Origin of the sequence: Streptomyces sp. SS1-1, from assembly GCF_008973465.1 — a bacterium.
In the GTDB taxonomy this organism is placed as follows: domain Bacteria; phylum Actinomycetota; class Actinomycetes; order Streptomycetales; family Streptomycetaceae; genus Streptomyces.
Genome location: NZ_WBXN01000004.1, coordinates 7,508,880 through 7,531,598 on the forward strand (window position 1 = coordinate 7,508,880; position 22,719 = coordinate 7,531,598).

22 protein-coding genes are annotated in these 22,719 nt (G+C 70.9%); 13 read left to right on the top strand and 9 right to left on the bottom strand.

What is annotated here, in order from left to right; translation table 11 throughout:
* The first annotated feature begins 230 nt into the window (after window positions 1-230).
* The 6 genes from F8R89_RS35815 to F8R89_RS35840 all read left to right on the top strand — a co-directional run bounded on the left by F8R89_RS35815 (window position 231) and on the right by F8R89_RS35840 (window position 9,078).
* On the top strand, window positions 231-3,899 hold the full coding sequence (locus F8R89_RS35815) for a S8 family serine peptidase (RefSeq protein ID WP_151787915.1): 3,669 nt from the start codon (window positions 231-233) through the stop codon (window positions 3,897-3,899).
* Window positions 3,900-3,931: 32 nt separating this feature from the next.
* Window positions 3,932-4,540: a hypothetical protein gene (locus F8R89_RS35820; protein ID WP_151787916.1), complete on the top strand. Its 609-nt coding sequence runs from the start codon at window positions 3,932-3,934 to the stop codon at window positions 4,538-4,540.
* Between the two features lie 243 nt (window positions 4,541-4,783).
* A complete protein-coding gene (locus F8R89_RS35825) occupies window positions 4,784-7,150 on the top strand; it encodes a M4 family metallopeptidase (protein ID WP_151787917.1) in 2,367 nt (788 codons plus the stop codon).
* A gap of 178 nt (window positions 7,151-7,328) precedes the next feature.
* A complete protein-coding gene (locus F8R89_RS35830) occupies window positions 7,329-7,745 on the top strand; it encodes an ester cyclase (protein ID WP_151787918.1) in 417 nt (138 codons plus the stop codon).
* Window positions 7,746-7,781: 36 nt separating this feature from the next.
* A complete protein-coding gene (locus F8R89_RS35835) occupies window positions 7,782-8,804 on the top strand; it encodes a zinc-dependent alcohol dehydrogenase family protein (RefSeq protein ID WP_151787919.1) in 1,023 nt (340 codons plus the stop codon).
* Window positions 8,805-8,889: 85 nt separating this feature from the next.
* The gene (locus F8R89_RS35840; protein ID WP_413251285.1) at window positions 8,890-9,078 is read left to right on the top strand and encodes an SDR family NAD(P)-dependent oxidoreductase; all 189 of its coding nucleotides are present in this window, start codon (window positions 8,890-8,892) and stop codon (window positions 9,076-9,078) included.
* Between the two features lie 43 nt (window positions 9,079-9,121).
* Here F8R89_RS35840 and F8R89_RS35845 read toward each other — a convergent pair whose 3' ends face one another.
* The 4 genes from F8R89_RS35845 to F8R89_RS35860 are packed head-to-tail and all read right to left on the bottom strand — an operon-like array spanning window position 9,122 to window position 12,457.
* Window positions 9,122-9,451: a nuclear transport factor 2 family protein gene (locus tag F8R89_RS35845; RefSeq protein ID WP_151787920.1), complete on the bottom strand. Its 330-nt coding sequence runs from the start codon at window positions 9,449-9,451 to the stop codon at window positions 9,122-9,124.
* A 48-nt stretch (window positions 9,452-9,499) separates the two neighbouring features.
* Entirely contained in the window at window positions 9,500-10,849 is a 1,350-nt protein-coding gene (locus F8R89_RS35850) for an amidohydrolase family protein (RefSeq protein ID WP_192806326.1), read from the bottom strand.
* A gap of 52 nt (window positions 10,850-10,901) precedes the next feature.
* Window positions 10,902-11,807, bottom strand: coding sequence for an isocitrate lyase/PEP mutase family protein (locus F8R89_RS35855; protein ID WP_151787921.1), 906 nt, complete (start codon window positions 11,805-11,807; stop codon window positions 10,902-10,904).
* Between the two features lie 44 nt (window positions 11,808-11,851).
* Entirely contained in the window at window positions 11,852-12,457 is a 606-nt protein-coding gene (locus F8R89_RS35860; protein ID WP_318841313.1) for a GntR family transcriptional regulator, read from the bottom strand.
* Window positions 12,458-12,640: 183 nt separating this feature from the next.
* Here F8R89_RS35860 and F8R89_RS35865 point away from each other — a divergent pair, with 183 nt between their 5' ends.
* The 5 genes from F8R89_RS35865 (at window position 12,641) to F8R89_RS37270 (ending at window position 16,640) form a co-directional block, all read left to right on the top strand.
* Window positions 12,641-13,444 (top strand): SDR family oxidoreductase, encoded by an 804-nt coding sequence (locus F8R89_RS35865; protein WP_151787923.1) that lies wholly within the window; start codon window positions 12,641-12,643, stop codon window positions 13,442-13,444.
* 98 nt (window positions 13,445-13,542) lie between these two features.
* Window positions 13,543-14,460: a LysR family transcriptional regulator gene (locus F8R89_RS35870; protein ID WP_192806327.1), complete on the top strand. Its 918-nt coding sequence runs from the start codon at window positions 13,543-13,545 to the stop codon at window positions 14,458-14,460.
* A complete protein-coding gene (locus F8R89_RS35875; protein ID WP_151787925.1) occupies window positions 14,457-15,470 on the top strand; it encodes a GlxA family transcriptional regulator in 1,014 nt (337 codons plus the stop codon). The genes F8R89_RS35870 and F8R89_RS35875 overlap by 4 nt, the downstream gene beginning before the upstream one ends.
* Window positions 15,471-15,581: 111 nt before the next feature.
* A complete protein-coding gene (locus tag F8R89_RS35880) occupies window positions 15,582-16,220 on the top strand; it encodes an HD domain-containing protein (RefSeq protein WP_151787926.1) in 639 nt (212 codons plus the stop codon).
* A 54-nt stretch (window positions 16,221-16,274) separates the two neighbouring features.
* The gene (locus F8R89_RS37270; RefSeq protein ID WP_151787927.1) at window positions 16,275-16,640 is read left to right on the top strand and encodes a catalase; all 366 of its coding nucleotides are present in this window, start codon (window positions 16,275-16,277) and stop codon (window positions 16,638-16,640) included.
* Here F8R89_RS37270 and F8R89_RS35890 read toward each other — a convergent pair.
* On the bottom strand, window positions 16,615-17,511 hold the full coding sequence (locus tag F8R89_RS35890) for an MBL fold metallo-hydrolase (RefSeq protein ID WP_192806328.1): 897 nt from the start codon (window positions 17,509-17,511) through the stop codon (window positions 16,615-16,617). The two genes, F8R89_RS37270 and F8R89_RS35890, sit on opposite strands and share 26 nt — an antisense overlap.
* 114 nt (window positions 17,512-17,625) lie before the next feature.
* A complete protein-coding gene (locus F8R89_RS35895; RefSeq protein ID WP_192806329.1) occupies window positions 17,626-18,570 on the bottom strand; it encodes an NmrA family NAD(P)-binding protein in 945 nt (314 codons plus the stop codon).
* 162 nt (window positions 18,571-18,732) lie between these two features.
* Between F8R89_RS35895 and F8R89_RS35900 the strand changes: the two genes are divergently transcribed.
* Entirely contained in the window at window positions 18,733-19,578 is an 846-nt protein-coding gene (locus F8R89_RS35900) for a helix-turn-helix transcriptional regulator (RefSeq protein ID WP_151787930.1), read from the top strand.
* A 92-nt stretch (window positions 19,579-19,670) separates the two neighbouring features.
* Here the strand turns inward: F8R89_RS35900 and F8R89_RS35905 are convergent, their stop codons facing one another.
* Together F8R89_RS35905 and F8R89_RS35910 are read right to left on the bottom strand one after the other, a co-directional pair.
* Window positions 19,671-20,318, bottom strand: a complete 648-nt coding sequence (locus tag F8R89_RS35905) for a carbonic anhydrase (protein ID WP_151787931.1) — start codon at window positions 20,316-20,318, stop codon at window positions 19,671-19,673.
* Window positions 20,319-20,447: 129 nt separating this feature from the next.
* The gene (locus F8R89_RS35910; protein ID WP_413251286.1) at window positions 20,448-20,864 is read right to left on the bottom strand and encodes a hypothetical protein; all 417 of its coding nucleotides are present in this window, start codon (window positions 20,862-20,864) and stop codon (window positions 20,448-20,450) included.
* Window positions 20,865-21,161: 297 nt separating this feature from the next.
* Between F8R89_RS35910 and F8R89_RS35915 the strand changes: the two genes are divergently transcribed.
* Window positions 21,162-22,142, top strand: coding sequence for an ion transporter (locus F8R89_RS35915; protein WP_151787932.1), 981 nt, complete (start codon window positions 21,162-21,164; stop codon window positions 22,140-22,142).
* 57 nt (window positions 22,143-22,199) lie between these two features.
* On the opposite strand, the gene F8R89_RS35920 is transcribed toward F8R89_RS35915, so the two are convergent.
* Window positions 22,200-22,436, bottom strand: a complete 237-nt coding sequence (locus F8R89_RS35920; RefSeq protein WP_151787933.1) for a hypothetical protein — start codon at window positions 22,434-22,436, stop codon at window positions 22,200-22,202.
* Between the last annotated feature and the right edge of the window lie 283 nt (window positions 22,437-22,719).

A 22,719-nucleotide genomic window follows, 5' to 3' on the forward strand; every position in this document is an offset into this window, starting at 1 on the left:
GCCACGTCGCCGCGCCCCTTCGTCAATCGACGTGCCGAGGACGCCACGTCGCCCTGCAGCAGCGCGCGGACGGAACACGGCCACACCACACCTGGTACGCGCGGCACCCACCTGCTTCCCACATGCCCGGGACACGCCGCCCCGTGCCGCGCCGCCCAACCCACCCCCCGCACGCGCACCCGCACTCCGAAGTCCCGTCACCTCACCCATCCCACAGGAGAGACCCACAGATGAGACCCAGCGCGAAGAAGCGTCTCACCAGACGCTTGGGCGCGGTCACCGCCGGACTGGGCGTCCTCGGCGTCGTCATGTCGACGACACCGACCCAGGCCGCCGACCTGGACCGACAGCAGCCACAAGCCGGTGTCGTACGGACGGACAGCCACCCCGCCACCCACAGCGACCTGGCGCGCGCCGTCGCAGCGTCCGGTGGCTCGGTACCTGTCACCCTGATCACCGGCGACAAGGTCCACGTCGGCCTCGGCGACGACGGCGCGCCCGTCGTCCGCTCCATCGACAGCGCGCCGCGGCCCGACGGGCCGTCCGTGCCCTTCCACACCCTCACCCGTCAGGGCACGGTGTACGTCGTACCCGACGACGCCCTCGCCCTCGTCGGCTCGGGAGTGCTCGACTGGGGCCTGTTCGACCTGCGGCGCCTGGTCACGCTCGCCGCGGCGGGCCGCGGCGACACGGTCCCGGTGCTGGTCGCGTACACCGGTGAGGACGGCGCGGACGCGGCCCGCAAGGTCGCCGGCGCCTCCCTCGGCAGAACGCTGCGCAGCATCAAGGGCCGGTCGATGACCGTCACCGACGGCGGACGTTGGTGGCAGGGGGTCCGGGGCAAGACGGCCGGCACACCGGCCGCCGCCCGAGCGGCCGGGTCCCTGGCCGGCGTCAAGAAGGTCTGGCTCAACGGGCTGTCCCACGTCACCCTCGACACGTCCGTCCCCCAGATCAGCGCGCCCGTCGCCTGGGAACGCGGCTACGACGGGACCGGCGTGACCGTCGCGGTGCTGGACACCGGCATCGACGCCACCCATCCAGACGTGGCCTCCCGCATCGTCGACCAGGTCGACTTCACGGGCAGCCCCACCGGGGCCAAGGACGGGCACGGACACGGCACCCACGTCGCGTCCACGGTCCTCGGCAGCGGCGCCGCGTCCAAGGGCCGCTACAAGGGCGTCGCCCCCGGCGCCAAGCTGCTGGTGGGGAAGGTGTGCGACGACGCGGGGCAGTGCCCCGACGACGCGATCATCGCCGCCATGGACTGGGCCGCCCACAAGGGCGCGAAGGTCGTCAACCTCAGCCTGGGCGGTGAACCCACCGACGGCACCGACCCCGTGAGCCAAGCGGTCAACGACCTGAGCCGCAGCACGGGGACCCTCTTCGTGGCCGCCGCGGGCAACTCCGGCTTCACCCCGCAGAAGGTCGTCGCCCCGGCGGTCGCGGACGACGCCCTCGCCGTCGCGGCCGTCGACGACAACGGCGACATGGCCTCCTTCTCGAACCGCGGCCCCCGGGTCGGCGACGGCGCCGCCAAGCCCGACATCGCGGCCCCCGGTGTCGGCATCGTCGCGGCACGCGCCGCCGGCACCTCCATGGGCACGCCGGTGGACGACTCCTACACGGCCGCGGACGGCACCTCGATGGCCACGCCGCACGTGGCGGGCGCCGCGGCCATCATCGCCCAGCAGCACCCGGACTTCACCGGCGCGCAGATCAAGGCGCTGCTGATGGACACCGCGGACGACCTCGGACACGACGTCTACGCCCAAGGCACCGGACAGGTGGACCTGGCGACCGCTACCGACCCACGCCTCGTACCCAAGGGCAACCTGAACTTCGGCCAGCGGGCCTTCCCGCACGCGCCGGTGACCAAGAAGATCACCTACACCAACCGCAGCGAACGGGCCATCACCCTGCACCTGTCGATGCCGGTCGCCTTCGCCGACGGAAACCCGGCCCCGAAGGGGCTGTTCACCCTCGACAAGGACAAGCTCGTCGTCCCTGCGGGCGGTTCGGCCGAGGCCTCGGTGACACTCGACGGCGGCGTGCTGGGAACCAAGGGCCCCTTCGGCGGCTACAAGGGCCTGCTGAAGGCCCAGGACGACTCGGGTGAGATCCGACTGGTGTCGGGCGTCCACACGTTCGTCGAGGACGAGAAGTTCCCCCTGACCCTGAAGATCGTCCCACCGCAGGGCGCCACGGACGTCCGCTACGGCACCGTGACCTTCCTGCCGGTCGACGACAAGATCCACCTGCACCCCGCCCTGGAGGACGTCGTCTCCGGCGGCCAGAGCGTGACCGAGCGCCTCTACCGCGGCACCTACGCGGCGCGGACGTCGGTCAGTTGGCGCGACGCGAACGGCGCGTGGCAGCAGGCCGAGCCCGTCGCGCCGGAGGTGGACCTCACCAAGGCCGCCACCACGGTGACCCTGGACCTGCGCAAGGCCAAGCCCCTGCGGGTGCGCTTCCCGGAGCCCAGCGAGACCTACTCCGCGATGGCGACGTCCACCCGGGTGTCCAAGACCGGCGCGTGGTCGGTGAGCACGGTGCTCCAGGTCGAGTACCAGGCCGGTGAGCCCAACTGGTGGGTTCTGCCCACCGGCAAGGTGACCATGGGTACCTTCACCCACGACTTCTACAGCTCCCGTACGACGCCCGTCGTCACCCTGCGGGCCACCGGCGGCGGAGCTCCCATCCCGCTGTCCGCGCGCTACGCGACCCCCGACACGACGGTGGGGGAGAGCCAGGTGTGGCTGCGGGACAACGGATCCCCGACCTTCCGCGAAGCCGCGACCCCCGTGCCCCACCTTCCCGGCAAGGGCCATCTGCCCCTGGTCCACGCGGGCGCCGGCACGGCCGCCGACCTCGCCCGCGTCGACGCCCGCGGCAAGCTCGTCCTCATCACCCCGGACGACCTGTGCGCCGGCACCTGCGACTTCGTGGCACTGCGCGACGAACGGGTGGCCGCGGCCGCCAAGGCCGGAGCGGTCGGCGTCCTGGTCGCGGCGCCCGACCTCACCTCCCTGGGCAGGCCCACGGAGCTGGACCAGTGCTTCGACGGGCCGAGCAGCTGCCCGGCCGTGCAGACCTACGGCGCCCTGCCGGTCGTGAGTGTGCCGTACGACGAGGCCGAGGCACTCATCAAGCGGCTCACGACGGGCCACGCGGGCATCAAGCTGGACCTCGGTGGCAGCGCCGTGCCGACGGTGTACGTCGCCAGGTTCCACGACGAGGGCGGCATCAAGGCCGACGACTACCAGGTCGCCCAGCGCGACCTCGACCGGGTCGACCTCTCCTTCCACGCACAACGCCGTGGAGTCGTCCACCAGTTGAGCTGGATGCAGCACCTGAAGGACACATCGGACACCTCGCACGTCGCCATGCCGCAGCCGCCGACCCAGGAGACCATGAGCGTCTTCGTCACCCGGCAGGACGACGCCATCAGCAGGTTCACCGCCTCGTGGGCCGACCGTGACGCGGACGGGTTCCTGGCGCACAACCGCCAGGAGGTGAACGACCTGGTCCTTGACGGACGCGACGAGATCCACTGGAACGAAGGACCCGCCGTTCCCGGAGCGGTGCGGACGGCACGGACCGCGTCCGGCTTCACCGTGACCGCCGGACCCTGCGCCGGCTGCCGGCAGGGCGACACCTTCTCGCCGGCGGTCTATCTCACGGGCAGCGGCTCGGGCGGCAGGCAGGCCCTGCTGGCCACCGAGGGAAGCGAGTTGATCACCAGCTCCCTCACCGACGTCCCGTCCTGCGGACCTGTCCCCTCGGTCACCCTCCCGAACATGGACTTCACCTGCGACGTAAAGCTGCTCAACGCCTCCGGTGACGAGGTCGAACAGCACAGGGTGCCGCTTCCCGACGCCGAATACGCGCTCCAGTGACGCCGCCAAGAACTCCCAAGGAGACCGACCCGATGAACACACGTGTGCCGAAGGAACGGCACCGCGGAAGAGTCCTCACGGTGCTCGCGGCCACGGCGATGCTGGCACTCACCGGCTGCAAGGGCGGCGACCTCGTCTCCTACGACCTGCCGTCGAAGTCGGCCAAGTACACGTTCGAGACGCGGACCGACGACGTCAAGACGGTGTGGGAGTACACCTCCGCCAAGGCCACCAAGAACGACACGCCCCGACAGAGCCCGTGTGTGGGCGAGTTGACGGACGGCGACACGACCCCGTGCCGTCCCGAGCCGCTGATCTTCCTGCGCTACGACTTCGGCCTGGACCTCGCCAACACCGCCGCGTCCGGGCGCAAGCACGAGATCACGGTCGTCGCCTACTACCAGGAGCGCCTCACGGCGCCTCCCAAGGTGACGTCCCTGAAGGCGGAGGCCACCTTCGACGGCGGCCGCACCTGGCGCCCGGCGGCCACCAAGGCCGGCGGCACCAACACCTACAAGGTGACCGTCGAGAACCCACGACGGGACCAGGCCGCGAACGGCGTCGGGCTGAGGATCAGCGCGGCGGACAGCCAGGGCGACACTGTCAGGCAGACCATCCCGACCGCGTACGGACTGCGCTGACGCGACCGAACCGCAGACGTACTGCGCTGACACGGCCGAACCGCAGACGTACTGCGCCGACGCGATCGAAGTGAACACCGGACGGGGCAGGAAGCGGACCCCATCGAGCCCCGCCTCCTGCCCCGCCCGTATGCCCCGCGACGGCACGACACCCCATCACCGCCGCCGGCTTCCACCGGCTCACCAGCCACAGCACCCCCTCGACGGCCGGCCCGCAAAGGGCCGGACAATAGGAGTCCTCGAGTGACGAACCATCACAACACGTCCGGCATACCGCACTTGTCCCACCCCGCTCCTCCGCACCGGCCGGCCAACCGGATCAGGCGACGCCACCTGGCCGCTGCCGCCGCGCTGGCCCTGGCCGCGACGCTCACCCCCGTCCTGCCCGCCGGCCTCGCGGCCGCCCGCACCGCGACGGACGAGGCGCCCCTGCGGATCACCGCTGACGCCAGAGCCGGCGCACGCCCCGTACGCCTCTCCACCGCGGAGCGCGCGCGACTGCTCGCCGCGGCCGCCGACCAGCGGACCACCACCGCCGACACCCTGGGACTGGGGGAACGGGAGGCCCTGATACCCAAGGACGTCGTCAAGGACACCGACGGGACGGTGCACACCAGGTACGAGCGCACATACGCGGGCCTGCCCGTGCTCGGCGGGGACCTCGTCGTGCACGGGAAGGCCGACGAGCAGGCCGTCACCAAGGCCACGAACACCCGCGTACGGGTGCCCGGCACGAAGCCCGCGATCAGCGCCTCCGAGGCCAGACGCACGGCACTGGACGCGACCGAAGCCCCCCGAGCCCGGAAGCAGACCGAGGCCGGCGCCCCACGGCTGGTCGTCTTCATGGGGGAGGGCCGCGCCACCCTCGCCTGGCAGACCTACGTCACCGGCGTTCAGTCCGACGGCACCCCGAGTCGCCGCAGCGTCGTCACGGACGCGGCGTCGGGGCGGGTCCTTCAGGACGTCGAGCAGATCACCACGGGCACCGGACACAGCCGGTACAGCGGCCAGGTTCCCATCGGAACGGTGCGGGCCGGTGACGTCTTCGAACTGACCGACCCGGAGCGCGGCGAGCACAAGACCTACGACCTCACGGGCGTCGGCGGCGCGGGCGTCCTCGTGACCGACGAGGACGACGACTGGGGCGACGGCACCAACGCCGACCGGGCCACGGCCGCCGTGGACGCCGCCTACGGCCAGCGCATGACCTGGGACTTCTACCGCGAGCGGTTCGGCCGCGACGGCATCAAGGGCGACGGGGCCGGAGCGCGCTCCCGGGTGCACGCCGGCGACAAACTCGCCAACGCCTACTGGGACGACCTCTGCTTCTGCATGACCTACGGCGACGGACGCGACAACGCCCACCCGCTCACCGAACTGGACATCGCGGCCCACGAGATGACCCACGGCGTGACCTCGGCAACGGCCAACCTCACCTACGAAGGCGAGTCCGGCGGCCTCAACGAGGCGACCAGCGACATCATGGGCACGGCGGTGGAGTTCTTCACGGGCAACGCGGCCGACACCCCCGACTACACCCTCGGTGAACTCGCCGACGTCCGCGGCACCGGGCTGCCCCTGCGCTACATGGACAAGCCGTCGAAGGACGCCCACCCCGACAAGGGCACCTCGCTCGACTACTGGACACCCGACCTCCACAAGGAGGACGTCCACCACAGCTCCGGGCCCGCCAACCACTTCTTCTACCTGCTGTCCGAGGGCAGCGGGAAGAAGACCCTCAACGGCGTCGCCTACGACAGCCCCACCTACGACGGGCTCCCCGTCACCCCGATCGGGCTGCGCAACGCCACCGACATCTGGTACCGCGCCCTCACCACGTACATGACCAGCAGCACCGACTACGCCGGGGCCCGCACCGCCACCCTCCAGGCCGCCGCCGACCTCTTCGGACAGGGCAGCCCCACCTACGAGGCGGTCGGGAACGCCTGGGCCGCCGTCAACGTGGGCGCCCGGTACGTCCACCACATCGCCGTCACCGCACCGTCCACCCGGCCGGCCGCCGTGGGCCAGCCCACCAGCCGCCAGATCGTGGCGGCGGGCTCCACCCCCGGGCGGCTCGCCTACGCCGCCCACAACCTGCCCAAGGGGCTGTCGATCGACCCCCACAGCGGCCTCATCTCGGGCACGCCCCAGAAGGCGGGCACCTTCAAGGCCGTCGTCACTGTGGAGAACACCGCGCAGCACGGGGCGAGGACCACGGTGCACTTCGACTGGCCGGTCCTGGCCTCCGGAGGCAGCCACTTCGTCAACCCGGCCCGCTTCGACATCCCGCGGTGGGGCACGGTGGAGTCCCCGCTCGTCGTGACCGGCCGCAAGGGGCAGGCACCGAAGGATCTCAAGGTCACCGTCGACCTCGTCCACCCGTGGGTGGGCGGCCAGGTGGTCACCCTGGTCGGCGAGGACGGGACCGAGATTCCCGTGAAGCCCTGGTACTGGAACGAGGGTGAGTCCGAACTCCACGCCGACTACACCGTCGACGCCTCGGCGCTCCCCGCCAACGGGACGTGGAGACTGCGCGTCACCGACAACACCCCCGGCATCTTCACCGTCGACCCCGGCCACCTCGACGGCTGGAGCCTGACCTTCTGACGACGGCCCCTGTCACGGCCCGCACCGGTCCGGTGCGGGCCGTGACGCCGTTGGAGCCCTGCGCCTTGTGCCGCGCGGCCCGCGCCGATCGCCTGTTCCGGTCAGCGGAACACGATTTTGATCGCTGCACGTGACGCTGTTCCGTGGGACCTCTGGTCGATCGAAATGAGGAGTCACCATGTCCCTGTCCCTCGGAAACGACACTTCGGCACTGGCCGGCGCGGTGCTGAAGGTGTACGAGAGCGGCGACCTGGACCGCGTCGAGGAGCTGATCTCCCCTGAGCTGGTGGACCACAACCAGCCCGCCGGGACGGGCTCCGGCATCGACGCGGTGCGTGTGCTGGTCAGGTCCGTCAAGGAGGGCTTCAGCGGTACGCGGATCGAGGAGATCTTCCGGGGGGCGACCGCCGACGGCTGGGCCGTGAGCCAGTGGCGGATGACGGCTGTTCACACCGGCGACTGGTTCGGTGTCCCGGCCACCGGGCGTGAGGTGAGCTTCACCGGCATCGACCTGTGGCGTGCCGAGAACGGCCGGATGGTCGAGGTCCGTCACGCGGAGGACCTCCTCCAGCTTCAGATGCAGCTCACCGGCTGATCCCCCCCCGTCATCGACGTCATCGAGGAGACCCCCATGCGTGCTTGGCAACTGGACGACTTCGGCCTGAAGAACCTGCGCCTCGCGGACAGACCGACTCCACGCCCCCAGGAGGGACAGATCCTGGTGAAGGTGTCGGCCGTGTCCCTGAACTACCGCGACAAGGCCATCGTCGACGGCGTCTACGACCCGGAGAAGATGCCGAAGGGCCTGATCCCGGTCAACGACGCCGCCGGAGTGGTCGCCGAGGTGGGCCCCGGGGTGACCGAGTGGCAGGTCGGGGACCGGGTGCTGTCCCACTTCTACTCGCACTGGCTGGAGGGCCCGCCCGGCCCCGACGAGCCGGACTGGCAGCTCGGCGGCCCCCTCGACGGCGGCCTCGCCGAGTACATGATCCTGGAGGCGAAGTCCGCCGTGCCCGCGCCGGCGAACCTCACCGACCAGCAGGCCGCCACCCTGCCCATCGCCGCCCTGACCGCCTGGTTCGCCCTGGTCGAGTACGGGCGGCTGCGACCGGGGCAGTCCGTACTGGTGCAGGGCACCGGAGGGGTCTCCCTGTTCGCCGTGCAGTTCGCGACCGCCCTCGGCGCCCGGGTGATCGCCACGTCGAGCAGCGACGACAAACTCCGTCGCGCCGCCGCCCTCGGAGCCGGCGACCTCGTCAACTACCGCACCCACCCGGACTGGGCCGACGAGGTGCTGCGGCTGACGGACGGTCGGGGAGTCGACCACGTCGTCGAGGTGGTCGCGGGCGAGGGGCTCAACCAGTCCGTGCGCGCGACGAAGGCCGCCGGACACATCGCCCTGGTCGGCTTCCTCGGCGGACAGACCGCTCCACTGGACGTGATGCCGCTGCTGTACAGCCAGGCCGCGATCCGGGGCATCGCCGTAGGGCACCGACGCGCCTTCGTGGAGATGAACCGCTGGATCGAGAAGAACGGCCTCGAGCCGGTCATCGATTCGGTCTTCGCCTTCGAGGACGCGCGCCAGGCTTACGAGCGTCTGGAGGAGGGCCCCTTCGGCAAGGTGGTCATCCGGGTCGGCGACGAAGATCAATAGCCCTGTCTGGCCTGATGAAGCGCAGTTCGCGTCATAGGGCTTGTTCCGTGATCCGCCCCCGGTCCTGTCTGCGGCCGGGGGCGGAGTGGCACAAGCGACGCCCGCCGTGGTCGCAGAGCTGGCCGCCAAAGGCGCCGACGTGACAGCGGTGGGCGGTGACGTGGCGGACGAAGACGACATGCGGGCCGCCTTCGATGCCCTGGAAGCGGTCTTCGGCGGCGTCGACGTCGTCGTGAACACCGCCGGCGTCACGCGGTCCCGAGCGACCTGCTGATGGTCACCCGGTCATGATCTGCGGGCGCGGGCGCGCCCCGGCATCAGCTGATGCGCAGGCTCGCGATCAGGCCGTCCCGCAGGACGAAGGTCATGGGCCCGGTGCCGTTGTATCCGTTGCCCGTGACCGTCAGAGTGACGACGTACGTGCCGGGTTCGGGACCGGGCTCGGCGCCCCGTGGTGTGAAGTGCGCCTGCACACCGATGTTGTCCGTGCGGCTCCAGGACCGCACTCCGTCCCGCCCGTGGAACTCCCGCCCCCAGTCGTTGAGATAGGCGTCCTCGGTGAACGCGGCGACGAACGCCTCCTCGTCACCTCGGTTGGTGGCCTCGACGAACACGCTGATGGGGTCGGGAAGAGAAACGTCGGACATGAGGTGCCTTCTTTCGCGGGGGGGGTCAGGGGTGCGGCAGGGACGCGTTCATTGGTCGCTCCACACGCGTGCGCGCAGCCGAGCCCGGTCCACTCGCCGGCCCTGGAGGTACACGGACTCGATCCTGCGCGAGTGCGTGATGTCCACCAGCGGGTCGGCGTCCAGGACGACGAAGTCGGCCCGCTTGCCCGCTTCCAGTGTGCCGCGATCGCCGAGTCCGAGCAGTTCGGCGGAGCGCTGCGTGGCGAGCTGGATGACGGTGAGCGGCGGCAGGCCCGCGGCCACGAGGGCTTCCAGTTCGCGGTGCTCGGCGAAACCCGGCACCTGCGTGAGCAGGCCGGTGTCCGCGGAGAACACCACGCGCACACCCGCGTCCACGAAGGTGCGCAGCGTCTTCTCCATCCGCGCGTAGGCGTCGACGGTGTCGAACAGCGGCTGGGGCGCGTTGCGCCGGATGCGGGCCCTCAGCTCGGCCACGGCCTCGTCGGCGACCAGTTCGCGCAGTGCCGGGTCGTCCAGCCACGCCTCGCCGTCCGGCCGCTGGATGCTCATCGAGGTGAACACCACGACGTCGCGGGTGGTGAGCAGGTCGAGGAGCTCCGCGTCGGGCTCGGGGGTGCGGGGCAGGTGAGCCAGGATGTCGGCACCGGCCCGCACGGCCTCCTTGGCGTCGTCCACGGTGTAGATGTGCGCGGCGGTCTTCAGCCCGTGGGCGTGCGCCTCCTCGATGATCGCCCGGTAGACGTCGGGTCGCAGTCGCGCCTTCGTGCCGTGACGGTCGTCCAGCCAGAACTTCACCGCGTCGGCCTTCTTGGCCGCGAGCGCGCGCACGTGGCCGCGAGCGTCCTCCGGGCCGGACGCCTCGTGGACGGCGTCGACAGCGAAGAACGGGCCGCCGTTGCTCGACTCCGGCGTGGGGGCGACGATGCCCGAGCCGGCGCTGAAGAGCACCGCCAGGTCGTCCTCGTCGAGGGCCCCGCGGCGCTGGAGGTCACGCAGCCGGATCTCGGTGTCGTCGCGGTCGGTGCCGAGCGACTGGAAGACGCCGACCCCGTGATAGGCGAGACGCCGGAGGTGGTCCAGGACGTTGGCCGCCGAGAAGTGGGCGGCATCCGCTCCCGCCCCCTTCCAGTAGCCGATGTGGCCGTGCGGGTTGATCAGCGCGGGGATGACTGTCCTGCCGTGGAGGGAGACGGTGTGCTCGCCCGGGACGGATGCGACGTCGTCCTGGGGGCCGATGCCCTCTATGAGTCCGTTCCTGACGAGGATCGCACCCTGTTCGACGACCTGACGGCCGTCGCCGACGATCAGGCGTGCCCCCTCGTATCGCACTGCGTCCGGTGTTCCCCCGCGGGCGGCCTGGCCCAGCGGGGCGGATCCGCCTGCGTTGTCCTGCATGACAGGGCCTTTCATGGTGGGGTTGGTATGTCTTACGTCGACTGCGCCGGGCCTACGCCTGGGCGGGGGGCCGGGGGACGGCGTAGCGAGCGCTGCGCTGCTCGAACTGCTCGTATCCCATCAGCGCCTCGAAGTCGCGCTGGTCGGTGACGGCGTGCTTGATCCCGGCCACGTCCGGGCGGGTGCGCAGGGTCGTGAGCACGTCGGTCACGTTCTGGGTGGCGGCGCCGAGCAGGGTGTACCAGAGCAGGATGACGTCGGCGCCGGCCTCCCCGTACTCCTGGACGGTGTGGGCGGGGACGTCCGAGCCCGGGACGTCCAGCAGGTCCCCGGCGACCATGACGGGCGCCGCGAGCCTCGTGCGGGCCTCGGCCAGGACGGGGGCGGGAAGGGCGGGCGCGAAGACCATGTCCGCTCCCGCGGCGATGTAGTGCTCGAGCCGCCGCAGGCACTCTTCGGTGTCGTGGTTGACCCACGCGGCGTCGGAGCGGGCGATGACGAGGAAGTCGGGGTCGGTACGGGCGTCGAGCGCGGCACGGATCTTCTGTGCCATGCGGTCCTCCGACAGCAGGCCCGCTGGCGCGGAGGTGTGCTTGCCGCCCAGGTTGTCCTCGATGTGGATGCCGCAGACGCCGGTGGACTCGAAGGCCTGGACGGTCCGCCAGATGTTCGGGGCGTCGTAGAAACCGTTCTCCGCGTCGGCCAGCACGGGCACGGACGTGGCTTCGACGATGCGCCGGGTCTGGTCGACCATGTCGTTGAGGGTCAGTACGCCGACGTCGGGGAGACCGAAACCCGAGGCGGCCGCGGCGAAGCTGCCCAGGTAGGTCGCCGAGAATCCGGCGCGTTCGGCGAGTTGTGCGCTCAGGGCGTCGTAGGCGCCCGGCAGGAGGAGCGGTTCGTCGGCCGCGAGAAGGGCCTTGAGCGTCTTCCGGCGTGCGGCTGGAGTGGGGGACATGTCGTTGCTCTCTGTGGTGACTTGGCGGTGCGGGGTGCGCCGGGTCAGAGGTACTCGCGGAAGCGGACCAGCCGTTTGCGTGCGGTCCGCATGTTCCGGCGCTTGAGTTCCTCGGCCCTCTCGGCGTCGCCCCGGACCAGGGCGTCGATCACCGCGCGGTGCTCCGCGAGGCTTTCCTTCATACGACCCGGCGTCATGAGGATGCGGCGGCGCAGCACGTGCGACTGATCGCGTACACCGCTCAGCGTCTCGGCGAGGAAGGTCTGGTCGGCCAGCCTGATGACGGTGTCGCGGTACCGGTCGATCGCGGCGAGGAAGAGGTCGATGTCGCCCTCCTCCGCGGCCTCGTCCAAGCCGTTGCCCTCAGCGAACAGCTCCTGGAGCTCGCTCCAGTCGCCGGGGGCCGACTTCTGCGCCGCGAGCCGCGCCGCGAGGCCCTCCAGGAGTTCCAGGACGTCGTAGATCTCTTCCAGGCGAGTGTGGTCGGGCCGGGACACGACGACGCCCGCGTTCGGGATGCGTTCGACCAGCTTGCGGGCCTCGAGGGCCTGGAGGGCCGACCTGACGGCGAACCGCGTGACCCCCAGCTCCTCGGCCAGCTGGACCTCGGGCATCCGCTCCCCGGGGGCCGGCTTCAAGATTGGCGACAATCACAACCAAGATTGTCGCCAATCTATATCGCACCGCACGGCCGACTCCGCGCCCCCCCGTGCGGCCAGGCCACAAACGCCGGTTGTCGTCGCCACAGCAACCCTGTCGTTCCGCCCGACGACCCCGGCGGGCACGGTGGAAGAGCAGCGGCAAGAAGCCACTTCCACGCCGGGGAGAACACCATGACCAGCACCTTCAGCGTCCCCGCAGCCGGCACCGCCGTGGACGGGAGCGCCAAGGACCTGACCGGCAAGGTCGCTCTGGTGATCGGCGGAACGGCCCACATGGGGCTCGACTTCGCCCGCAACTTCGCTTCCCGCGGAGCGTCGGTGATCGCCACCTACGGGAACAACGAGGAGGCGGCCGCAGTGGCCGCCGCCCGGCTGGACGAGGCCGCCGAGCCGGGCGTGCGGTCCGAGGTGATCCGAGGCGACGCCACGGACGCCGCCGGCACGGCCCGCGTCTTCGACCACGTCGTCGGCCAGTACGGAAAGGTGGACATCGTCATCCACGTCCCAGGAGCCATCGACAAGACGACCATCGCCGAGGCGACGGACGAGCAGTACGACCGGCTCTTCGACCTGAACACACGCAGCGCGTTCCACACCCTGCGCGAGGCGGCCCGGCGTATCACCCCGGGCGGCCGGATCATCGCCCTGTCCACCTCGCTCACCGGACTGGCACTGCCCACCTACGGTCTGTACTCCGCCGCCAAGACCGCCGTCGAGGTGCTCGTGAAGTCACTGGCGCAGGAGATCGGCGGCACCGGGACGACGGTGAACATCGTGGGCCCGGGCCCCATCGACACGCCGTTCTTCCACGGCCCCGAGAGCCCGGAGAGCGTGCAGTTCGTCCTGGACCACCTGTCGCTGGCCCACCGCCTCGGCAGGGTCGACGACGTGACCCCCCTGGTGGCCTTCCTCGTCAGTGAGTCCGCCCGCTGGATCCACGGTCAGGTGTTGCGGGTCAACAACGGCATGGTGTGATGGACCCCTGAGCGACAGCCGGACGGCGAGCGCGGACTGCCCGGAGCCGGTCCGCCGTGGCCGCGACGGGCCTGCCGCCCGCCTGGAAGGACCTTACGGTGTCAGCAGACCTCGCCCCCCGATGGATCGCCGCACTGATCGCCGTCGCCGAGGCGGGCAGCATCACCAAGGCCGCGACCGGGATGCACCTGACGCAGCAGGCCGTCAGCGCACAGCTCAACCAACTGGAGCGGGCGGTCGACGCCGTGCTGCTGGTCCGCACCTCACGCGGTGTCGCCCTCACCGCGGCCGGCCGGACCCTGGTGGAACGCGGCAGACCGTGGCTCGGGGAGCTGGAGCGGCTGGCGGCGGAAGTGCGGATGGTCGGGCATGGCCGGGCGGGACGGCTCCGCCTCCACTTCAAGATGCAGAGCACCGCCCACTTCATGCCCGAACTGCTGCGCCGCCTCGCACAGGACGCCCCCGACATCGAGGTCGAGAGCCACTCCGTCGCCCGCGCACCCGAAGCCCTCCGGGCCCTGCACGAGGGGGAGTCGGACGCGGCGTTCATCTGGCTCCCCATCGCCGACGCCGAGTTGGCCAGTGCGGACATCCTCACCGAACAGCGGATGATCGCGCTGGCGCCCGACCATCCGCTGGCGCGCCAGGAGAAGCTCACCCTCGCGGACCTGCGCGACGAGCCCGTCATCGGGCCCCACGCGGATCTGCCCGAGGAGGTCATGCGGTTCTGGAACGTGGACCCGCGTCCGAATGGTTCGAGCCCCAGGCTGGGCCCGGCCGCGAACACGCCGGAGGAGTGTCTGCTGCACGTGAACGCCGGCCGGGGCATCTGGCCCGCCCCGGCCTCCACGGCCGACTACTTCACACAGTCCATCGTGGCCTGGCGGCCCCTGGTCGACGCGGCGCCGATCACCCTCGGCCTGGTGTGGCTGCGGACCGCACCTCCCCAGATCCTTCCACGACTGATCTCACTGAGCCGGTCACTCGCCGTGCATACGCCGGGGGAGGCCCCATGACCTCGACGGAAGGTGATGGGGCAGGGCCGCGCAGCGCACGCGCCCGCGACATCGCGTTCGTCGTCTTCGACGGCGTGAAGATGCTCGACGTGGCGGGCCCGGCGGAGGTCTTCGCCGAGGCCAACCAGTTCGGCGCGTCGTACGCGATCCACTACGTCTCGCCCTCCGGCGAACCGGTCCTCGCCTCGACGGGCATGCGGATACCCGTCGACGGCCGGGCCGAGGACGTCCCCGACCCCGACACGGCCGTCGTCGCCGGGGGAGACATCCTGGTCGGCCGGGCCATCGAGGCCGACCTCGTCGACACCGTCAAGAATCTGCACGCGCGCAGCCGCCGCACGGCCTCCGTCTGCACGGGGTCGTTCATCCTGGCCGCGTCCGGCCTGCTGGTGGGACGCAGGGCGACCACCCACTGGAGGCACGCGGGGTTGCTGGCCCGTGCCTTCCCGGACGTCAGGGTGGAACCCGACGCGCTGTTCGTCGAGGACTCGGAGGTGTACACCTCCGCGGGCGTCTCGGCCGGAATGGATCTCGCACTCGCTCTCGTCGAGGAGGACCACGGCGCCGACCTCACCCGCGAGGTCGCCCGGCAACTCGTGATGTTCATGCAGCGCCCCGGTGGCCAGTCCCAGTTCTCGGCACCCCTGGACCGCAGACCGCCGCGCACCTCGCCGCTGCGAGCCGTCGTCGACCTGATCTCCGCCCAGCCGGCGCTCGACCACAGCGCCGCGGGCCTCGCCGCGCGCGTCGGCGTCAGCCCGCGCCAACTGGGCAGGCTCTTCGCCGCCGAACTCGGCACCACCCCCGCCAAGTACGTGGAACTCGCGCGCCTCGACCACGCCAAGGCACTGCTCGACCGGGGTCACACCGTCGCGGAGACCGCCCGCGTCGCCGGATTCGGCAGCGCCGAGACGATGCGCCGCTCCTTCGTGGCACGGCTCGGCGTGTCACCGAGCCAGTACCGCGACCGGTTCGCCACCACCGAGCAGGGCAAGGACACCCCGCGATAGCGAGCGGACGGCCGTGTCCGGATCTGTGTGATGGCCGTCGGAATGCGCGGTGGAGCAGCGGTTTCCGGCAGGTGATGCTGAAGTCCTGTTCCGTACGACCTAGGAGGACCGATGCCCGAGACCATCGCGGGGATCACCATTCCCGACACCGAACTCGTTCGCCAGGCCACCTCGCTCGTGCGCGAGTCGGCCGACGAGACCATCTTCCATCACTCGCGCAGGGTGTTCCTGTGGGGCATGCTGAAGTCAGCGGCCCGGGGCATCGACGTCGACCCCGAACTCGCCTACGTGGGCGGCCTCTTCCACGATCTCGGCCTCACCCCCGGCTACGCCACCACCGACCGCCGCTTCGAACTGGACGGCGCCGAGGCCGCGCGCGGCTTCCTCCTCGACCACGGACGCTCCGAGGAGGAGGCCCGTAACGTCTGGCTGGCGATCGCCCTGCACACCACGCCGGAGATCCCGCTGCACCTCGCACCGGAAGTGGGCGTGGTGACGCTCGGGGTGGAGACGGACGTCCTCGGTCTCGACCTGCACGAGATCACCGAGACCCAGCGTGCCGAAGTCGTGGCGGCACACCCGCGCCCGGACTTCAAGAACCGGATTCTCAAGGCGTTCCACGAGGGCATGGTCCACCGCCCCGACACCACCTTCGGGACGATGAACGACGACGTCCTGGCGCACTTCGACCCCTCCTTCCAGAGGAAGGACTTCGTGGAGATCATCCGGAACAACTCCTGGCCCGAGTGACCGCGGACGACCACCCGCGCCGCAACGCGGACGACCCCGGCGTCGCCGGCCGCCGTGACGGGTGAGCGGGGCACGGCCGACGCGCAGCGCGACCTGCACGGCTTCGGTTCGCGCACCTACCGCTTCGTCGAACGCTCGGGAACGCGGCACTGGCTCAAAGACCACCCGCTTGTCGAGGCCCGCGAGTTCACCCTGAACCGCGCCCCCGGCAACTGCTTCGCGGACGTCGAGCGGGCCGCCTTCTTCCCGGCCGACCTGGTGCCGGGGATCTCCCACAGCCCCGACAAGATGCCCGTGCGGGGCAGTCGGGTAGCCGGGCAGCAGGGGGCGACCCCGCCTCCCCTCCCCGGGGAGACGCGGTCGCCCCCTGCCGCAATGCCCGGCCCTCTCCAACTCAGTAGGACTGGTCCAGGGGCTTGAAGTGGACGGGAACCCACCGGTAGCCCTCTCCGTCCGGCCGCAGGTGGCCCAGGCCGGGGAACGGCAGATGGGAGGCGGCGACCCACCATCCGCGGCCGGCGACATCGTCGAGAACCCTGGCACGTGCCTTCACGGCACGACCCTCGTCGCTGTCGATGGAGATCGACACGTGCGGACACGGCAACTGCACGGTGTGGCTGTGGACGGTGTCGCCCCAGAACAGGACCGGCTCGTCGCCTCCGGTGAAGAGATATCCGCTGTGCCCGGCGGTGTGACCCTGCTGATCGAGGGCGCACACACCGGGCACCGCGTCGAGGAAGTCGAACGCGTCGAGCCGGCCTGACGCACGATAGGGCTCCAGCGCGGCAGCCGCGGCTTCGTGGATCTGCTTCTGGACGCCTGTCGCCCGCGCCGTCAGCTTCTCGTCGAGCCAGTGGTCGGCTTCCGCACGCGAGACGTGGACGGTGGCCCGGGGGTAGGCGGGCTCGCCGTCGTCGGTGACGAGACCGCCACTGTGATCGGGGTGCAGGTGGGTGATGAGGACGTGGTCGACGTCCTCCGCGGCGACCCCGGCGGCGGAGAGCGCCTCACGGAGGTGACCGGTGTGGGGGCCGAGCGTGCTGCCGCTGCCGGCGTCGACGAGGACCCGCCGGCCGTCGTCCTCGACGAGGAAGCCGATGACGGCCGTATGGAGGTCGCCGTCCTCGGGGAGGTACGCGTCGGCCAGGCGGCGGCGAATCTCGGTCTGCGGCTCGCCGTGCAGGTCCTCGGCGAGGATGGGTACGAATCCGTCGTACAGAGCGGTGACCAGGAGGCCTCCGAGTCGGAACCTCTGGAAGCCGGGAGCCTGACCGGGTGACGTGCGGGACAAAACGGATCGTTTCCTTTCATGGCGTCCGGATGGGCTCGGGCCGGACGGGCGTGGACCGGGGTGTGGCCAGGACAGGGAGTGGAGATCAGCCAGTGGGGGGTAAGGCAGTGAGGGTCAGGCAGTTGCGGTGGCGAGGAACTCCTCGAGCGTGGTCGAGGTGGTGATCGCCCGGGCCTCGTCCAGGATCCTGATGCGCCCCTCGGCCACGTCCGACGTCATCGCGACCGTCCCGTCGGCCATGTGGTGGCTGAAGCCCGCCTCGAGCAGCGAGGCCCGTACGGCCTCGGGGGAGCGGAGGACGTACCGGGCGCCTGCGGCTCCGACCGCCGCCCCGATCAGCCGGGTGGCCTCCTCCAGGGTCCGGTAGGTGGGCCCGACCACCTCCACCGGACCGGGCGTGAAGTCACGGTTCCCGCGCAGGAATTCCGCCGCGACGCGCCCGATGTCCGCGGTGGCGATCATCGGCAGCGGCAGATGCGGGGGAACCAGGCCGCCCGTGGTGCCCGTGGCCTTGATGGACGCGATGTCGGGGCGCAGGTTCTCCATGAACGACCCCGCCCGCAGATGGACCGCGGGGACGCCGGTGGCGTCGACGCCCTCCTCCAGCCGCCGCAGCCCCCACACCGGCCCACGGGCGCCGGAGCAGTTGGCCGCCCAGCCACTGAGGGTCACGACACGGCGCAGCGAGCCCTGCCGGTACGCGGTCTGTACGGCATGTGCCTGCGCGGCGATCACGGCCCGCTGGTACGCGGCGAAGTCCGTGCTGTTCGGTATGAGGCCCGGCGCCATCATGACGAACGCGCCGGTCGCCCCTTCCATCGCCTCGGCGAGCCCTTCCCCGTCGTCGAGAGGGCTGACGTGCGTGCGGGCACCGAGCTCGGCGTAGGGCCGGAGCCGCTCACGGTCGCGCCCGACGGCCACGACGTCCGATCCGCCCTCCAGCAGTGCTCGCACCACGGCCGAGCCGGTGTCGCTGGTGGCCGCGGTGACGACGAAGAGGTTCGAGTCCGCGCCGAGAGGCCGCGCGGAGGGCTCCTGGGACGAGTGCTTGACGTTCATGCCCCCACGGTCGGACACCACGGGCCGTGCAGCCAGACCACGCCATGGACACCCAGACGGACCGCTACCCCGTGCTCGGCCCACATCGGCGGACCGCCGCCGACGGGTGGGGGACCACGCCATGGACAGGCACCGCGGAGCGCCGGCTGGAACACTCGACGTATGAGGAGTACCTGGTCGTCATCGACGGAACTGGGGGCGTTCCTGCGCAGCCGACGCGCCGCGCTCACCCCCGAGGAGACGGGCATGTCCTCCTTCGGGCAACGCAGAGTGCCGGGGCTGAGACGAGAGGAACTGGCCCACCTGGCCGGGATCAGCGTCACCTACTACACGCGTCTGGAGCGCGGCGAAAGCCACCAGGTGTCCGACTCGGTCCTGGACTCCCTGGCGAGGGTCCTCAAACTGACCCCGGAAGAACGCGCCTACCTGGACCGGCTGGCCCGGCCGAGCCGGACGGCCAACCATCGGGAAGAGCCGGAGAAGCTACGGCCCGCGGTCCAGGCACTCGTCGACTCCGCCGGCGGGCAGGCGGCGATCGTCGTCGGCCGGCGTGCCGACGTCCTGGGCGGCAACCGCCTCGGCTACGCCCTCTGGGGGCTCCCGGCGCCGGACCCCGCCTCGGACGAGCCCCGACCGAACATCGCCCGCACCACCTTCCTCGACATGTCGGCCCGCGACCTCTTCCCCGACTGGGAGTCACAGGCCAGGGACATCACCGCCTACCTGCGCCACGCCGCGGCCCACCACCCCGACGACCAGGAACTGCACGCCCTCATAGGCGAGCTGAGCGTGCACAGCGCCGACTTCTCGAGGATCTGGACTGATCACCCGGTGAGCGACTGCCTTGCCTCACAGCGCGAGTACCGCCATCCCCAGGTCGGCACCATGCGACTGAACGAGGAGGTGGTGCGCCTGACCGACGCCCCGGGCACACGCATCATCTTCAGCGGCGCCGACAAAGGCACCGAGTCCGCCGAGCGGCTGCGCCTGCTGGCCACACTCACCTGAGAACGGGCGCCGTCCGAGGTCCGGAGACCACGGACGGCGCCTGTGAACAGGTGCTCAGGATGACCGGGCCGACGGGTTCCGCAGCGGAGGCGTCACGACGACTCGGTCGGTACGGCCACGTCGAGGCCGCGGGCGGCGACGAGCCGGGCGCTGCCGTCGGCCAGGCGGTACGAAAGACCCACCACACCGAGACGCCCCTCAGCCACTCGGTCGGCCAGGACACGGGAGCGCTCCAGCAGGAGGTCCACCGTGTTCTCGATGTGCTCGGCCAGGATCTCGTCGGCGCTGTCGCGTCCGGCAGCCCGGGCCGAGAGCACGCTGGGGGTCACCCGCTCGACGACGTCACGGACGAAGCCCCCCGGCGTCTGCCCGTCCTCCAGGGCCGAGCGGGCCGCGGCGACGGCGCCGCACGAGTCGTGACCGAGGACGACGACCAGCGGCGCGTCGAGCACGGCCGCCCCGAACTCGATCGACCCGAGCACCTCGGTCCCGGCGACATGACCGGCGGTACGGACCACGAACAGGTCGCCCAGCCCACGGTCGAAGATGATCTCGGCCGCGAGCCGCGAGTCCGAGCAACCGAACAGCACGGCGAACGGATTCTGCGACGGCGCGGTCTCGGCGCGGCGGAGTGCGTCCTGGTTGGGGTGCTCGGGCGAACCGGCGACGAAGCGCTGGTTGCCGGCCATGAGGAGCTCGAAGGCGGCTTGAGGGTTCGGGGTCTGGATCTTCTCAGGCATACCGGAAGCCTACGAAGCCGCTTTGCCGCTCGCACAGCCAGGCTCCGTCCACCGGCCTCCGCAGAAGTCCGTGGCCTCGCCGCGGCCCGCTCCCGCGACCGTTCTTCGTCGGCATCGCCGCAGGCTGGGTCAGCGCACCGTGGCGTCGTGGGCGCTCGGCGCGCCGGGGGCCGGGTCGTCCCCGGCCGGGTGGGCGGCGGCGTTCCCCGACGGGCCGCGCAGGGCGCCGCGGACGAGGAGGGCTGTCATGACGGCGACGCCTGCCCACATGGACTGCTGCCAGCCGTCGACGAACGCCTGCCGGGCCGCTTCGACCAGATGAGATGCGTCCCCACCGGTCGTGGGGGCGGCCTCGAGGGCGTTGGCGATTCCCTCGCGGGCGGTGTCGGCCGTTCCGTGGGGCATGCCGGCGAGCTTGTCTCCGATGGCGGCGCGGTAGCCGCCGGCGAGGAGAGGTCCGAGCAGGGCTACACGCCGCGCGGTGCCCAGTTCGCGGGTGACGTCGTCGTTGAGGGCCGAGGCGACGCCCTGGTCGGCGCGCGGCAATGAGCTGGTGATGGCTTCGCCGACATCTCGATGGGTGCCTCTGCCGCTGCGGGCCAGGTACCGGCAACACCTGATCCCGCGTCACACCCGGCCGCAGCTCGCTCACGGTCCCATGGCGGAGCCCTGGTCAGCACCGGAGTGCCGATGGCCGGCCTCAGTGGCCCGGCTTCACCGGGTGCCCGGGCATCCGCAACTACAGTGCTGTAGAAGTCTCTTCTAGATCTTGCTCGCGCGACGAGCTGCCGCGCGTTCGGCGGCGGCGGGCCGTCGCACATCCGGAGGAGAAGAAGCAGCAGAATGCCGCAACACCAAGATCAAGTGGCTGGAGTCAACGCCCCGTCCGGACGTCGACGAGTCGCCGTGTACTGCCGCGGGGTCACCGAGGCCCGCTGGTTCGCGCTCACCGTCTTCACGGTGATCCTTGGCAACGCCGTCCTGCTGGGCCTGGAGACGTACTCCGGTCTCGCACAGGAGTGGCATGGCTGGTTACGGCTGGCCGAGCACGTCTGCCTGGCCGCGTTCACCGTCGAGATCGTGCTGCGCATGGCCGCGCACGCGGACCGGCCCCGCGGCTTCTGGGAGGACCCGTGGAACGTCTTCGATCTCGCGGTCGTCCTGTGTGCCTTCGCGCCCGTCGTGCGGGAGAACACCACCGTGTTGCGGCTGCTCAGGCTGGCCAGGGTCCTGCGGACCGCCCGCTTCCTGCCCCAACTGCGCATCGTGCTCGTCGCCGTGGGCCGCAGCCTCCCGGGCACGCTGAGCTTCCTCCTCGTGGGCGCCCTGCTGCTGTACGTGTACGCGATGGTCGGCTGGGTCTTCTTCGGCCGCCACGACCCCGAACACTACGGCTCCATCGGCCGCGCAGTGCTCACCCTCTTCCTCCTGATGACCCTGGACGGGATCGGGGACGCCGTACGCGCCGGCCTGGAGATCTCCCGCTGGAGCCTGCTCTACTACGCCTCCTACGTCCTGCTCGCCTCGTTCGTCCTCGTCAACGTCCTCATCGGCGTCGTCCTCACCTCCCTCGAAGAGGCCAAGGGCATGGACGAGGAACGGGAGCCGCCACAAGCCCGACACCGGACACCGCAACCGCAGGACGAACAACTCCTACTCCAACGCATCGAGGTCGCCCGCCGCGCCTTGGACGATCTCGAGCGGGACGTCATCCGGTCCACGGACTGTGTGCCGCTTCCAGTCGGGCAGAGGGGACATTCGCGGGGCGAGGGCGTGTCCCTCGCCCACGCGGACCCTGGATCCCACCGATCCGCGGACTCCTGAGGAGCCGGCCGTGCCGCCCGCCGTTCGCCATGGCCTACCGGGCCAAGAACAGCCCGCCTATTCCGGCCAGGCGTTCCCCATGATGATGTCCACGACGTCTTTCCTGTTGAACAAGGTGTCGTCCGCGGCTTCACGAACCAGCGACGTCGCCTCGGCCACGAGCTTCGTGTCGGGAATGCTGATTCCAGCAATTGTTTCAGGCGCGGTACCTCCATATAAGGGCTGTGAATCGATTCCAGTTTCGGACGGCACCGACCATTGATCCATCCACCCGAAACCGGACACGTATCCCATAGACCGAAACCTCGGTCATGGACGGGGGAGCAGCGGTCAACCGGGGAGCGGAACGACTTGGAGCCGGTCCAGGGCGCCGGTGACCACGCCGGTCCGGAGCCCGTGCACAGCGATACGCGGGGGGCGAGGAGGGGTGCCAGCACCACCCCCGTCCGGGCAGCCAGCCGGATGGTCCGCGGCGCCGCCCCTCCGTAGCGTTCCGGCCATGGAGATCACGAAAAGTACGCGGTGGGGCCGGTCCGCACGGTGGCGTGCGGGGCTGGCAGTGACAGGGATCGCCGCA

What these genes read in the sequence shown, in the direction of transcription:
- F8R89_RS35815 (WP_151787915.1), top strand. Translation starts at nt 231, where the DNA reads ATGAGACCCAGCGCGAAGAAGCGTCTCACCAGACGCTTGGGCGCGGTC.
- F8R89_RS35820 (WP_151787916.1), top strand. Translation starts at nt 3,932, where the DNA reads ATGAACACACGTGTGCCGAAGGAACGGCACCGCGGAAGAGTCCTCACG.
- F8R89_RS35830 (WP_151787918.1), top strand. Translation starts at nt 7,329, where the DNA reads ATGTCCCTGTCCCTCGGAAACGACACTTCGGCACTGGCCGGCGCGGTG.
- F8R89_RS35835 (WP_151787919.1), top strand. Translation starts at nt 7,782, where the DNA reads ATGCGTGCTTGGCAACTGGACGACTTCGGCCTGAAGAACCTGCGCCTC.
- F8R89_RS35845 (WP_151787920.1), bottom strand. Translation starts at nt 9,451, where the DNA reads ATGTCCGACGTTTCTCTTCCCGACCCCATCAGCGTGTTCGTCGAGGCC.
- F8R89_RS35850 (WP_192806326.1), bottom strand. Translation starts at nt 10,849, where the DNA reads ATGCAGGACAACGCAGGCGGATCCGCCCCGCTGGGCCAGGCCGCCCGC.
- F8R89_RS35855 (WP_151787921.1), bottom strand. Translation starts at nt 11,807, where the DNA reads ATGTCCCCCACTCCAGCCGCACGCCGGAAGACGCTCAAGGCCCTTCTC.
- F8R89_RS35865 (WP_151787923.1), top strand. Translation starts at nt 12,641, where the DNA reads ATGACCAGCACCTTCAGCGTCCCCGCAGCCGGCACCGCCGTGGACGGG.
- F8R89_RS35875 (WP_151787925.1), top strand. Translation starts at nt 14,457, where the DNA reads ATGACCTCGACGGAAGGTGATGGGGCAGGGCCGCGCAGCGCACGCGCC.
- F8R89_RS35880 (WP_151787926.1), top strand. Translation starts at nt 15,582, where the DNA reads ATGCCCGAGACCATCGCGGGGATCACCATTCCCGACACCGAACTCGTT.
- F8R89_RS35895 (WP_192806329.1), bottom strand. Translation starts at nt 18,570, where the DNA reads ATGAACGTCAAGCACTCGTCCCAGGAGCCCTCCGCGCGGCCTCTCGGC.
- F8R89_RS35900 (WP_151787930.1), top strand. Translation starts at nt 18,733, where the DNA reads ATGAGGAGTACCTGGTCGTCATCGACGGAACTGGGGGCGTTCCTGCGC.
- F8R89_RS35905 (WP_151787931.1), bottom strand. Translation starts at nt 20,318, where the DNA reads ATGCCTGAGAAGATCCAGACCCCGAACCCTCAAGCCGCCTTCGAGCTC.
- F8R89_RS35915 (WP_151787932.1), top strand. Translation starts at nt 21,162, where the DNA reads ATGCCGCAACACCAAGATCAAGTGGCTGGAGTCAACGCCCCGTCCGGA.
- F8R89_RS35920 (WP_151787933.1), bottom strand. Translation starts at nt 22,436, where the DNA reads ATGGGATACGTGTCCGGTTTCGGGTGGATGGATCAATGGTCGGTGCCG.